At 55.2% G+C, this 12,674-nt stretch carries 12 protein-coding genes; 8 read left to right on the top strand and 4 right to left on the bottom strand.

Translation table 11 applies throughout. The features are described 5' to 3' along the window. Positions 1 to 208 precede the first annotated feature (208 nt). Complete coding sequence (dprA, locus tag BF12_RS0117615; protein WP_051511160.1) at positions 209 to 1,435, top strand: DNA-processing protein DprA; 1,227 nt, start codon at positions 209 to 211, stop codon at positions 1,433 to 1,435. A gap of 139 nt (positions 1,436 to 1,574) precedes the next feature. On the opposite strand, the gene BF12_RS0117610 is transcribed toward dprA, so the two are convergent. Next, positions 1,575 to 2,468, bottom strand: a complete 894-nt coding sequence (locus BF12_RS0117610) for a 5'-nucleotidase, lipoprotein e(P4) family (RefSeq protein ID WP_024953406.1) — start codon at positions 2,466 to 2,468, stop codon at positions 1,575 to 1,577. 254 nt (positions 2,469 to 2,722) lie between these two features. Between BF12_RS0117610 and tsaC the strand changes: the two genes are divergently transcribed. From tsaC to aroE, 3 genes are all read left to right on the top strand, one after another. Then, a complete protein-coding gene (gene tsaC, locus BF12_RS0117605; RefSeq protein WP_024953405.1) occupies positions 2,723 to 3,304 on the top strand; it encodes an L-threonylcarbamoyladenylate synthase type 1 TsaC in 582 nt (193 codons plus the stop codon). A gap of 137 nt (positions 3,305 to 3,441) precedes the next feature. Continuing rightward, entirely contained in the window at positions 3,442 to 4,362 is a 921-nt protein-coding gene (hemF, locus tag BF12_RS0117600) for an oxygen-dependent coproporphyrinogen oxidase (protein ID WP_024953404.1), read from the top strand. A gap of 45 nt (positions 4,363 to 4,407) precedes the next feature. Next, complete coding sequence (aroE, locus tag BF12_RS0117595) at positions 4,408 to 5,238, top strand: shikimate dehydrogenase (protein ID WP_024953403.1); 831 nt, start codon at positions 4,408 to 4,410, stop codon at positions 5,236 to 5,238. 9 nt (positions 5,239 to 5,247) lie between these two features. Here aroE and BF12_RS0117590 read toward each other — a convergent pair whose 3' ends face one another. After that, positions 5,248 to 5,973: a response regulator transcription factor gene (locus tag BF12_RS0117590; protein WP_024953402.1), complete on the bottom strand. Its 726-nt coding sequence runs from the start codon at positions 5,971 to 5,973 to the stop codon at positions 5,248 to 5,250. Between the two features lie 135 nt (positions 5,974 to 6,108). Here BF12_RS0117590 and BF12_RS23045 point away from each other — a divergent pair, with 135 nt between their 5' ends. The 3 genes from BF12_RS23045 to BF12_RS0117580 are packed head-to-tail and all read left to right on the top strand — an operon-like array spanning position 6,109 to position 9,092. Beyond that, on the top strand, positions 6,109 to 6,390 hold the full coding sequence (locus BF12_RS23045) for a hypothetical protein (RefSeq protein WP_248623756.1): 282 nt from the start codon (positions 6,109 to 6,111) through the stop codon (positions 6,388 to 6,390). Between the two features lie 41 nt (positions 6,391 to 6,431). Further along, on the top strand, positions 6,432 to 6,662 hold the full coding sequence (locus BF12_RS23040) for a putative pterin-binding protein (protein WP_248623755.1): 231 nt from the start codon (positions 6,432 to 6,434) through the stop codon (positions 6,660 to 6,662). 36 nt (positions 6,663 to 6,698) lie between these two features. Beyond that, entirely contained in the window at positions 6,699 to 9,092 is a 2,394-nt protein-coding gene (locus tag BF12_RS0117580; protein ID WP_024953401.1) for an ATP-binding protein, read from the top strand. Between the two features lie 158 nt (positions 9,093 to 9,250). On the opposite strand, the gene BF12_RS0117575 is transcribed toward BF12_RS0117580, so the two are convergent. After that, positions 9,251 to 10,447: an EAL domain-containing response regulator gene (locus BF12_RS0117575; RefSeq protein ID WP_024953400.1), complete on the bottom strand. Its 1,197-nt coding sequence runs from the start codon at positions 10,445 to 10,447 to the stop codon at positions 9,251 to 9,253. 194 nt (positions 10,448 to 10,641) lie between these two features. Then, positions 10,642 to 11,445, bottom strand: coding sequence for a M48 family metallopeptidase (locus tag BF12_RS0117570; RefSeq protein WP_024953399.1), 804 nt, complete (start codon positions 11,443 to 11,445; stop codon positions 10,642 to 10,644). Positions 11,446 to 11,708: 263 nt separating this feature from the next. Here BF12_RS0117570 and BF12_RS0117565 point away from each other — a divergent pair, with 263 nt between their 5' ends. Next, positions 11,709 to 12,572, top strand: coding sequence for an ATP-binding protein (locus BF12_RS0117565; RefSeq protein WP_024953398.1), 864 nt, complete (start codon positions 11,709 to 11,711; stop codon positions 12,570 to 12,572). Positions 12,573 to 12,674 lie beyond the last annotated feature (102 nt).

The raw sequence follows: 12,674 nt of genomic DNA, 5'->3' as shown, positions 1-12,674 counted from the left end.
AGATTCACTGTGCCACTACATTGGTCATGGTGTTCCGTATCTACGATAAGGTCAGTTATGCACTGGTAATGCAGGCGGCGCGCCCACTGAGCGTGGGCGATCTGCTGCTCGAGCCACGTGGCTGAGAGCAAGACCTGGAATAGTCGATGATGCGCCTGTGGCATGAATGTCGTTAAAGGCTGCGAATGATCCGCTCGGGAGGTGTTACGTGACGATCGATAGCAATGTCGAAAAGCGTATTCCCTCACGAGCGGATTTTGCGTTTCTGGCGCGACTGCCGGGCTTTGGTAATCATACCGGTGCCAAGCTCAGGGAGCATGCCGACTGGCCACAAGGCTGGTTGACTGCACTTCCTCCACGCTTGGCAGCATCATTGAGGCTCTGGTGTGAGCGACCGACCTCCTCGCCGTTATATCAGCAGGTGATGACAGATCTCGAATGGCACTCGCCGGCTTATGGTTGCTATCTCCTGACGCCAGCAGACCCTGAATGGCCAGCGATGCTGGATACCTTGCCTGATCCGCCACTGACATTATGGGCGCTGGGACGTCGTGATCTGCTCGCGCTACCACAGTTGGCCATTGTCGGTGCACGCAAGGCCAGTCAAGCAGGTCTTGCACATGCACATGGCTTTGCCGGTGAGCTGGTGATGCGAGGCTGGAGCGTGGCCAGCGGTCTAGCGCTGGGCGTTGATGCTGCGGCACACCAAGGTGCGCTGTCAGCTGCTGTACAGCTCTCTGACGATGATTACCCCGCACGTCCTTCGACGCTCGCCGTACTGGGCTGTGGTGTCGATGTCGTTTATCCAGCGCAGCATCATCATTTGCGTCAACGTCTGCTCGAGGGTGGTGGGTTGCTTCTGTCGGAGCATCCGCCCGGTACTGGCGCGCATGCGCGCCACTTTCCGCGCCGCAATCGCCTGATTACTGGCCTGTCACATGGTGTGCTGGTGGTAGAGGCGACGCTGCGCAGTGGCTCACTGGTCAGTGCACGACTGGCGATGGAGCAGAATCGTGAGGTGTTTGCGCTGCCTGGCCGCATTGAAGATATTGCTTCGAGTGGATGCCTTGAATTGATTCGTCAAGGCGCCACGCTGGTCCGCAATGTGGACGATATGCTTGCCGAGCTTGATCACCTCATGCCTGCCGCAAGCATGAGGCAAGAGCAGCCTGTCACTCCTCGCCAACAGCGGCATCTTGCACCGCGTGAATCACTCGCGCGTGGCATGACACAGGAGTTGCCATCACTGGCACCTGCTACGCCACCTGTGGTGCAAGAGAGTTCGCCGTTGTGCTTTCTGAGCGCCATACCGGTGGCGCTCGATCAACTGGTCGAGCTGAGCGGATGTCAGGTGAGTGAACTGAGCATGCAATTGCTGGAATTGGAGCTCGAAGGGCGTGCTGTACAGGCACCCGGTGGCTGGAAGCGGATATGAGTGGGATATAGACGAGAGCATGAAGCTGCATGGCAGATGGATGCTTCACCCAGAACGCCTCGCAGAAATCCTGCGGGGCGTCCTGGCAAGTCACGGCAGTCTACGATGACGGGACCTCACTGATGTAAGTCGGCAGTACTTACTTGCCAGCAGATACTGATCCATCATCGGGCTGCCAGGCATTCAGGGCAGCAGCACGCATGGCCCGCTTCTCGGTCTCGCTGGCTTCCCAGTTTCCCTTGTAGATGACGCCTTCCCATTCTCCGTAAGTCGGGTTGGGCAACATGACGAAACGACGGCCAAATGACTTGGCCTGCTTGTCGACCTCTGCATGGCGTGCGGCGGTGCTGTCCTGCTGGAAGGCTTGGTCGAAGTCGCCCAGATTGTCGCCCATCAGAATGGCAATATCGTGGTCAGCAGTGACGACAGCTCGACGTTCGGTCTTGTCGGAGCTGTCAGTCCGCGGCATCACATGCTCGGCGTTCGCTTGCGGGAAGCCCAATGCCGCCAGATTGGCAATGGTGGCCTGCTTGCCCGCTGCCTTGCGATTGGTGATGTAGTAGACATCGACGCCACTACGCTGCGCGTAGTTCAGAAAGTCCACGGCGCCAGGCGAGGCCGCGGAAACGGCATCATCTACCCAGTTGGCCCAGCTCTGGCTGTCGTAAGTCCGCCCTTTGCGTAGTGCCCAGCCACCGTAACTGGTGGTGTCGAGGACGGTATCGTCGACATCAACCACCACGGCCAGCGGCTTGTCATGTTGAACACGGCGGGCCAGTGCCATGTTCAAACGATCATGTGCGACATTGAAAGCCTGTAGCGACAGAGCATGGAATTCGGCACTGCGCTGGACCCATAACGTGGCCAGCATGGCTTGATCACTGATCGGCGCTATCTGAGTTGCCGCTGACGGTGCTTCGCTTGTGACAGGGCGAGGGGCTACCGGGACATCAGGCTGAGAAGCGGAGCTCGCACAACCCGCCATCGTCAGCAGCAAGGTGGCAGTAGTACTGAGCGTCACGTATTGGCGCATGGAACACGTCCTTATGTATTCGAGAATGATGGAGTGCTGATCTAAAGAATCGAAGCACAGCATTATCCATGATGCCGTGACAGCTGAACGACCATAAGGCGTGTCTGTGCGACGCATCGTTGCGTCGGCCTTGCGTTGGTGAGCATGCTAGAATTGCGCCGTGCTGCGGCGAGCATCCTGTCACGTGCGTCCATCGAGTGCGTTGTCAGCTGCCGTCATCTCTATCATCTGCTTTGAAGAGGCCTGTGCGGATCATGAATGCAAGTGCTGTCCCGCTCGATCATGCGGCTGTCGCGGATGCCGCTGGGTGTATACGCCGCGGCGGAATCGTTGCGTATCCTACTGAAGCCGTGTGGGGATTGGGGTGCGATCCTGACAATGGTGACGCGCTGGCACGCCTGATTCGGCTCAAGTCTCGAGATCCTGCCAAGGGGTTGATCCTGATTGCAGGCGATATCGCTCAGCTTGAAGGATGGCTTGTCGGCATCTCGACAGCACAGCGTGAGCAGCTGTTGGCCAGTTGGCCGGGGCCATTTACCTGGCTAGTGCCGGATAATGGTCGCGCCCATCCCTTGCTGCGCGGTGATCACGTAAGCCTTGCCGTGCGGGTCAGTGATCATCCCTTGGTGCAGGCGCTGTGTGCTGAACTTGATAGCCCGCTGGTGTCCACTTCGGCCAATCGTGCAGGCGAAGCGCCGGCGATGAGCGCTGACGAGATACGTGACGCCTTCGGTGCATCGCTGGCAGATGAAGTGATTCTCGACGGCCCGCTGGGCGGTAACGCACGGCCCAGTACTATCTGTGATCTTGTGACTGGCGCAGTGTTGCGGGCCTGAGCCTTGATTCAGGTCATGCGTGAGTAAAGTGCCGCCTGCCATGATTTCGAGGTGGCGGTATGCTGACAGCCTCTTGTCAGCGGGGAGACGGTTCGCTCCCCTGTTAATTTTTCATTTTTCGATTCACCGGAGGCACTGTGGCCCACGCCAATCTCGAAGACGTCAAGGTCTACCTACTCGACCTGCAGGACCGCCTATGTGATGCGCTGCAAGTCTGCGATGACAAGGCGAGTTTCCGTGAAGATAGTTGGGAGCGCGCAGAGGGCGGTGGTGGTCGTTCGCGAGTGATGGAGGATGGCGGTGTTTTCGAGAAGGGCGGCGTCAACTTCTCACATGTCTTTGGCCTACAATTACCGGCCTCTGCGACAGCCGTTCGCCCTGAGCTTGCGGGTCGCAGCTTCCACGCAGTTGGCGTCAGCTGGGTATTGCATCCGCATAACCCGCATGTGCCAACCAGTCACGGTAACGTGCGCTTCTTCATTGCTGAAAAAGACGGTGAAGCGCCGGTATGGTGGTTCGGTGGCGGCTACGATCTGACGCCGTTCTATCCCGAGCTTGAGGATGTGCGTCACTGGCACCAGACAGCCTTCGATGCCTGCATCGCCTTCGGTAGCGACGTCTATCCGCGTTACAAGACCTGGTGTGACGAGTATTTCTATCTGAAGCATCGTGATGAGACACGGGGTGTGGGTGGGCTGTTCTTCGATGACCTGAATGAGTGGGGCTTCGAACGTTGCTTCGCTTTCCAGCAGTCTGTAGGCAATAGCTTCCTGGAAGCGTATCTGCCGATCGTCGAGCGTCGTCGCAACATGGCTTACGGGGAGCGCGAGCGTAATTTCCAGTTGTATCGTCGTGGCCGCTATGTCGAGTTCAATCTGGTCTGGGATCGCGGCACCCTGTTCGGACTGCAAAGTGGCGGGCGTACCGAGTCGATCTTGATGTCGATGCCGCCAGTCGTTCACTGGGAGTATGGCTACCAACCCGAGGAAGACAGCGCCGAATCCGTGCTGTATCGCGACTTTCTGCATGCGCGCGACTGGCTGGGCGAAGGCGCCTGATAGCGCCTGTCAGCCTGATTCTTACCCTGAGATCGTCCCGGAGTCCTGATGTCTCGTTACGCTGTATTCGGCAACCCGATTGCCCACTCGAAGTCTCCCCTGATTCATCGCGCCTTCGCTGAACAGCTGGGAGACTCCTTGAGCTATGAGGCACGGCTGGCCCCAGCAGATGACTTTGCCGGTGGCTGGGCCGAGTTTGTCGCAGAAGGTGGGTTAGGTGCGAATGTCACCATGCCCTTCAAGGAGCAGGCGTATCGGCTTGTCGATGTGCTCAGTCCACGTGCGCAGCGTTCTTGCGCCGTCAATACTCTGCTGCTGGGCAAGAACGGTCAGGTTTACGGTGATACCACCGATGGCGTGGGCCTGGTGCGAGATCTTGAGCGTCTTCAAGCGCCTCTCGCGGGCGCACGTATTCTCGTGCTGGGGGCAGGTGGGGCTGTGCGGGGAGTGCTGGAGCCCTTGCTGGCGAAACAGCCAGCAGCGCTGATCATTGCCAATCGTACGGCAGCCAAGGCTAGCGGGCTGGCGGCTGACTTTGCGGATCTGGCGGTAGACGGGACTTCGCTATCCGGTGGTAGTTTTGAGGAGATCGAGGGGCACTTTGACCTGGTCATCAACGGTACCAGTGCGTCATTGGGTGGGGAATTACCGCCATTGCCGCAAGCGCTGTTCACCCCGCAAGCACTGGCGTACGACATGATGTATAGCGCAGAGCCTACCGTTTTCATGCGCTGGGCTGCTGATCGAGGTGCACGCTCAGAGGATGGCTTGGGCATGCTGGTAGAACAGGCAGCAGAGTCCTACTTCCTGTGGCGCCACAAGCGGCCGGATACGGCGCCCGTTGCGCTGATGTTGCGTCAGTTGTTGATGGCTTGATAGAGATATTCAGGCGCTCTTGCGAGCACTTTCTCCATCGCTGCAGAATTCCAGTCGATAGCCATGTTGATACACGCTTCTTAGCTTGAGGCCATGGCTACCATCAAATCCTAGTTTGCGGCGAAGGCGGCTGATATGGGTATCGACGGTGCGAGTAGAGATGTCACCGTTGATTCCCCATATCATTTCCAGCAAATAGGCGCGTGAAAACAGCTCTCCTATATGGCGCATTAATAGTACGGCAAGCTGATATTCGCGCTGTGTCAGATTGACCTGTAGTCCTGCGCACCAGATGGTGTGCTCTTCCTGCTCTATTCGGTACTGCCCCGGAATACCTTCCACCTCGTTCAGTGCATTGCTGGCGGTGCTGTTGGCCAGTCGTCGGCCAAGCGCTGCCACTAGCGCCGTGAGTTCCTTGGGGTTGATGGGCTTGCTCAGGAAGTCATCAGCGCCATTTTCCAGTGCATGTACGACGTCTCCTTCCCCTTGACTGGCGGTGATGAACAGAATCAATCCCTGCCAGCCATGCTCGCTGCGCAATGAACGTGTCAGCTCCATGCCGCAGGCATCTGGTAGCTGCCAATCGATGATCAACATGTCAAAACTCTGCTCGCGTAGGGCACGCAATAGTTGATTGGCGCGTTCGAAACCCGCCAGCTCGTGCCCCTGTGTCTGAAGGCAGAGCATCAGATAGTCACGTTGATCTTGATCATCCTCCAGAATGCCGATGTGCATGCCGTCACCTCCTTGTTCGGTTGATAGAACCACCTTACGCTGCTTTAGCGTGATACGACGTCACAATGGTTCACGGTTGGCATAAACGCTGCGGCTTATACTCGTTACTATCTATTATCGAGTGGAGTAAGTGGCATGCTGAAGTTCTCTGGATATTTGAACGTTATTTCGCAACTTGCCCAGTGTCGTCGCTGGATCTCGTCCGGCTTGCTGGGTGCCTTGTTGCTATCGCCTGTCGCCATGGCGCTTGAAGCACCACAAGGGCCGATCGTTTTGAGGGTCACCGGTAATATTGAGCACACCAATGCGGGTAATGAAGCGCATTTTGATCGTGAAATGCTGAAAACACTGGAGCAACGTGAAACCCTGACGGCGACGCTTGGCATGATGGTAAGGTTCGTTTCAGTGGTCCGTTAGGGTCTGCTCTATTGGAGGCCGTTGGCGCTGAAAGTGGCACGATGCGTGTCGTCGCGCTTAATGACTATGCCGCGAGTGTGCCAGTACAGGACTTTTTCGATTATCCAGTCATTCTGGCGATGCAAATCGACGGCAAGCGTTTGCGGGTGCGGGTGCGGGATAATGGTCCCATCTTCATCATTTATCCCTTTAGCGAGCAGCCCGATCTACTCAATGAAGAAATCATGACCCGTTCTGTCTGGCAGGTAAAGCGCATCGAAATCGACGATTAATTACCGTCTCAATCGTGTTTGGCAGGATGCCTACTCATGAATCCACTCAGATCGATGTATTTCAGAGCCGGTGTCGCGATTGCCGCGACGCTATTCTTTGTGTTGGTACTCGTGACAGGTGCATTGGTTTATCAGCACCAGCAAACACTTGAGCACAAGCTGCGCGAAAACATGATATGGGGGATTTATCAGTACGACCGAGAAGTTCGCGAGTTACGCATAGTGATCGCTGAAGAACGATTGTCACCTACCCCAGCACCATTGAGAGATGACAGCGAACTTCTATTGCGTCTCGATATCCTCTTCAGTCGTGTGCAGCTGCTGCAAAGTGGTGAGATGGGTCGCATGCTCAAGGCAATACCTGAGCTTCATGCACAACTGATGGCGAGCCTGCCGCGAGTCGATGCACTGGATAAAGATATCTTGGCACTGATTGAGGGTGGCGGTCGTAATGAACTGCTTTCTGAACAGCTGCTGACTCGCCTGACATCACTGCAAGGACTGACAGGTGAGTTGCTGCTGGATATCAATGCAGAGGCCGCTATTCAGCGTTCCAAAGAACGTAATGAGTTACTGGAGCTTTATACGCTGGCGTTGATACTGCTGTTGCTGTTGACACTGAGTGGGGCAGTACTCGTGGTGGCGCTTATCGCAGAAACACGCGGACGTGCCTCGAAAGCGAGAATGCTCGAAGAGCGCACCCGCGAGCTAGATGGCATGGTGCAGCTAGCGCAGGCAGCCAGTCAGGCCAAGTCTGAGTTCATGGCGATCATGAGTCACGAGATTCGTACTCCACTCAATGGGATGGTGGGTGTGGCAGATCTGATTGGTGAGGAAGTCACGTCTTCACGAGGCAAGGAATATCTCGACACATTGCGCCAGAGTGCAGAGAGCCTACAGGTTGTCATCAATGACGTACTGGATTATTCGAAGATCGAAGCTGGCAATCTAGAGTTGGATCAGCGCTGCTTTTCGCTACCGGACTTCCTTGATTCGCTCGTGGCGCACTATGCCCGTCAGTGTGATGGCACAACCCCTGAGAACACATGCATGTTCCTGGAAGAGCGTGCAGATGACCTGCCTACCTGGGTCAAGGGCGACATTAATCGTCTGCGTCAGGTGCTGACCAATTTACTTAACAACGCGTTCAAATTCTGCCCTAAAGGCACTATTCGACTAGGTATCCGCTCTCATGAGAACGATACCTTGTATTTCGAGGTGCAAGATAGCGGCTGCGGTATTGATCACACCCAGCTTGGCCATTTGTTTGCCCCCTTCACTCAGGTCGATACGTCCATGGCCCGTCGGCATGAAGGGACTGGGCTGGGACTCGCTATTTCCAAGCGTTTGGTCGAAGCGATGGGCGGTGAGATCGGCGTGGAAAGTCATCTCGGGCTGGGGAGTCGCTTCTGGTGCACGGTTACGCTTCCTGAGCTATCTGCTTCGGATGCATGTCCTGAGCAGATGATTGTCGATGAGCCCTTGCCGCAGGCCCGAATACTGGTGGTAGAAGATAATGAAGTTAACCAGTCACTGGCCCGTGCGATGCTCGAGTTTCTCGGTCAGCAGGTGACGGTCGTCGGTAATGGTGAACAGGCGTTGGAGTGGTTATCCCGAGAAGGCTCAGCAGTGGATTTGATCTTCATGGACATGCAGATGCCAGTGCTGGATGGCCTCGCAACTACGCGCCTCTGGCGTCAAATCGAAGCTGGTCAAGCTGAGCGAGCTCATCTCCCTATCATTTCCATGACCGCTAACGTGATGCAGGAAGATGCCCAGCGTTGTCTGGTCGCCGGTATGGATGCGGTGTTGCATAAACCCTTCACGCGAAATGATCTGAGTCGAGTGCTCCGCCAGCACCTTGTCGTCTCTTCTGCGTCAGATATCTCTTCTCATGAACCTCTCGATGCTATCGCTTTGCCTGATACTGCCTTGACCGAGAGCTATATGTTGGCGGCAAGGAAGAGTACAGCACCCGAGATAACCCATCGTGTTGCCGGCCAGCACGAGAAATCTCTCGCTGACAATATTCACGGGGATATGGGTTCAGCTATCGAAGATGAGCTTTCCGAGGAAGAGTTACAGTCTCTTTTGCAGTTGGATACCTGTCAGGAGTTACTGGAAACTCTAAATGCTGAAGCCTTTTCCAAACTGCTCGGTAATTACCTCACGCGCCTTGATCGCCGTGTGGAACAGATGTCGTCACTGCATGTTCAGAGTGACTACACCATGCTCAAGCGTGAGGCCCATTCGTTGAAGGGGGCCTCGGCGTCGCTAGGATGCCAGAGACTGGCCAGTGCTGCAGAGGTACTGGAAAGTGCGTTGGTCAGTGGCGATGATGAGATGATTCATCAGCAACTGCATCAACTTGAAGCATTGGGTGGTATGACGCGTCGTGCTCTCGTACAGATGCGCCTTCTGCAAGTATGAGAGCCCTAAAGGTAGTAAGGTTTCGTGAAAAATGTCGATCTAGAGATAAACGTATAATAATATAAATGTTAATGATGAAAATATGAAGTGGAATATGTTTGGAGAGAGAAAGTTTATAAAAATAACCCGGCTTTGGCCGGGTTATTTTTATATGTCATCTAGAGGCTAGCGTGCAGTGTTTTCCTTTTCGGTATCGCTAGCTCACTCACGGCTATTGGTGGCTGATGGCGCCAGGCATTAAAGGCCTCGATTTCAAGTGGCCGTGCAAACAAATAACCCTGTCCGATATTGCATTGAGTATCACGTAAATAGTCGCGCTGCTCTGGTGTCTCGATCCCTTCGCCAACGACGGCGAGATTAAGGCGCTGGCCTAACTCGACAATAGTACGTGTGATGGCTCTGGCTTCAGGATGGCTGTCACTGCGGCCAACAAAGCATTGATCGATTTTAATCTCGTCAAAGGGCAGGTTATAAAGCTGCATCATTGATGAAAATCCAGTACCAAAATCGTCGAGTGCCAAACGATAACCACGCTCTCGTATGGCATTAAGCAGATGACGTGCGTAGGTGAGACAGTCGATGCCGCAACTTTCTGTCAGTTCTAGCGTGATGCAATGTGGGTCGATACCATGTTCGATGGCGAGTGTATCAAGCTTTTTCAGCATATCGCGTGTGCGCAACAACTCAGGGGATAGGTTGAGTGCAAGATTTAGATTCAGGCCCTGCTTGTACCACAGCATCTGCTGACGGAAACCTTGATCCAGTACCTGCCACGTCAGTTGGTCGATACGACTACTGCGTTCTGCCAGGGTAATGAACTGGTTGGGCATGACCATGCCACGTAGTGGGTGCTGCCAGCGTACGAGCGCTTCGGCCCCCGTCAGTTTTCCGCTGCCAAGATCTATTTTTGGTTGATAGACCAAGTGAAGTTGCTGCTGGGAGAGCGCGTCATCCAATTCGCAGACGGTCAGCGGATTGTGATGCAGCTTGAGATCATTGAGCATGGAGGACAGGTGCTTGAGGTCGAAGGGCTTGCCAAGCTGTCCTAGCATGTTCAAGCCGCCTCGCCGCCCTCGATCAACCATCGTTTCCATCTCACTGGAATGGCAGGCACTCATCAGAATAATACCGGCTTCCACACTACGTTCTCGTAGATAATTGAGTACATCATCGCCAGTAAAGTCGCCAAGTTCATAATCGACCAGGATGAGATCGGCCTCCAGACGGCTAGGGTTGCAGGCAATATCCTGCAGCCCTTCACTCTCGGTACAACTGTAACCATGAGCGGAAAGCAATCCCGAGAGTAGTTCACGGAAGTCCGGGTCGTCGTCAATGATGAGTGCGAGTCGAGTCATGCTGCAGCTCCTTTACAAGTGAACGCGATGTCGATGCCCGAGAGAGGTGAGGGCTACAAAGCGTTAGGGCGTGCTAACAGACTAGCAATCCACTATGTGTCAGTGACGATATAGACACATTTGGCGACGAGTATTTACATTCTTCATTATGCAAAAGGCGCCCGGAGTCGCCTTTTTGCATAATGAGTGGAGAGCTAGCGCAAGCGATTACAGTTGGGCTTCTCTCCAGAGGCACGTGCCTGTTCATAGAGTGGCAGAGCTGTCTCCAGTCGCTCATTGAGCGCCGCCATGCGTTGTTCGTCACTAGGGTGCGTTGACATCCATACTGGTGGCTGGCCACCGCCAGAAGCATTCATGTTGGCCCATAGCTTGACGCTGGCACGCGGATCAAAACCAGCCTCGGCCATCAGATCAAGCCCTATTAGATCAGCCTCAGATTCATGTGAGCGCGAGAAGGGTTTGAGCACGCCGTACTCGGCTCCCATGCCCAAAAGACCCATTATCTGGTCACCTCCTGCCCCTTCCAGGCCTGCCAGTGCCTGTGTCAATGAAAGCCCGGCAGAGGTCAGCGATTGGGTCGAGACACGCTCATTGGCATGCCTCGCCAGTACGTGAGCAATTTCGTGTCCGATGACTGTTGCCAGTTGATCCTGATTCTCAGCGATGTCCAGCAGTCCGGTATTGACGCCGATGTGACCGCCCGGAAGCGCGAAGGCATTGGCAGACTCATCCTTGAAGACTTTCACTTCCCACTGCGTAATCCCATAGCTGGTCGGTACCTTGGCGGTCACGGCGTTGGCGACACAGCTGACATAGGCGTCTTCTTTACCCTCAACGACCGGTAGTTCTTCCTGATACTTGCTGAAGCTGGCAGCGCCCATCTTTTCCAGTTCCTGATCGGAATAGAGCGTCAGCTGGCTACGGCCCAGCGGTGAGCTGGCGCAGGCACTTAGCGTGACGGCGGTCGCGATGGCTGCCAGCGGTAGCAAGCGACGCAAAGGGAGGGAAGATAAAGGGGGGAGCAATCCTGGCATGGTGATCTCCTGGTAATGATATCGGCTGAACATGAAGCAAAAGAGAAAGTGTAAGAAAAGTGCAGACAGCATAACCGGACAGGCTCACTTGTGCAGTTTTCGGAATTACCGATTGCTTGACACGCAAGGCGAGGTGGTCTGATCCGATCCATCGGCGTGGCATACTGAGAGGTAATTTCGCCGGCTGCATTACGGCCCAATCATCGTTTACCCGACAGGGAGTCATCATGTCACCAGAGTTTGAACATCGCCTCAATCAGTTGCTTGATCGACTGGAACCCTTGCTACCACCTACCGTGATCGACGTTGATTGGAATTGCGATGTCGCTGCGTTGTGGACGCGGCATCCGTTGGGTGGGCGCCTGACGCCCATCGCGCCACGTGATGCGCTGACGCTTGAAGATCTGCTTGGTATCGCCCGCCAGAAGCGTGAATTGATGGCGAATACGCGCGCGTTTCTGGCGGGAAAGCCCGCTAACCATGCTCTGCTATGGGGGGCGCGTGGTACCGGCAAGTCATCACTGGTTCGTGCATTGCTCAATACTCTCGGTCACGAGGGGTTACGGTTGATTCAGATTGATCGTCATGATCTCCCCGCGCTACCGTCACTGGTGGCAGAGCTGGCGCATCAGCCGCATCGCTTTATCGTCTACTGCGATGATCTGTCTTTTGAGGGCAGTGATGATGCCTACAAGGCGCTCAAGAGTGTGCTGGATGGCACGCTGACAGGGCCGCCGGAGAACGTGCTGCTCTATGCGACCTCCAATCGTCGTCATCTGCTACCGGAGCAGATGAGTGACAATCTGGACACGCATATCGTGGATGGCGAGCTACATCACGGCGATGCAGTAGAGGAGAAGATTTCGCTGTCGGACCGCTTTGGCCTGTGGCTGGCCTTTCATCCCTTCAATCAGGACGCCTATCTCGAGACGTGTCAGCACTGGGTCGAATGGCGTCTGGGTGAGGGGAGCTTTGATGAAGCGGCCCGTGGTGAAGCATTACGCTATTCCACCCAGCGTGGCGTGCGTAGCGGGCGTGCTGCCTGGCAATTTGCCAATATGTGGGCGGGGCAGAAGACGCTGGAAGACTGAATAGCCTCTTGATTAGCTTTCTCGCTGACAAAAAAACGCCGACTCCGCAGTCATCTGCGGAGTCGGCGTTTTTTTGTGCGTCTAATCACGCCCTCAAGAAGC

This window comes from Cobetia crustatorum, assembly GCF_000591415.1.
In the GTDB taxonomy this organism is placed as follows: Bacteria; Pseudomonadota; Gammaproteobacteria; order Pseudomonadales; family Halomonadaceae; genus Cobetia; species Cobetia crustatorum.
The sequence above is the reverse complement of the archived record's forward strand: the minus strand, read 5'-3'. Positions and strand labels throughout refer to the sequence as shown.

Excerpts from the sequence above, each read along its gene's own strand:
- BF12_RS0117565 (WP_024953398.1), top strand. The coding sequence starts at position 11,709 with ATGTCACCAGAGTTTGAACATCGCCTCAATCAGTTGCTTGATCGACTG.
- tsaC (WP_024953405.1), top strand. The coding sequence starts at position 2,723 with ATGAATGCAAGTGCTGTCCCGCTCGATCATGCGGCTGTCGCGGATGCC.
- BF12_RS0117610 (WP_024953406.1), bottom strand. The coding sequence starts at position 2,468 with ATGCGCCAATACGTGACGCTCAGTACTACTGCCACCTTGCTGCTGACG.
- BF12_RS0117590 (WP_024953402.1), bottom strand. The coding sequence starts at position 5,973 with ATGCACATCGGCATTCTGGAGGATGATCAAGATCAACGTGACTATCTG.
- BF12_RS23045 (WP_248623756.1), top strand. The coding sequence starts at position 6,109 with ATGCTGAAGTTCTCTGGATATTTGAACGTTATTTCGCAACTTGCCCAG.
- BF12_RS0117580 (WP_024953401.1), top strand. The coding sequence starts at position 6,699 with ATGAATCCACTCAGATCGATGTATTTCAGAGCCGGTGTCGCGATTGCC.
- BF12_RS0117575 (WP_024953400.1), bottom strand. The coding sequence starts at position 10,447 with ATGACTCGACTCGCACTCATCATTGACGACGACCCGGACTTCCGTGAA.
- BF12_RS23040 (WP_248623755.1), top strand. The coding sequence starts at position 6,432 with ATGCGTGTCGTCGCGCTTAATGACTATGCCGCGAGTGTGCCAGTACAG.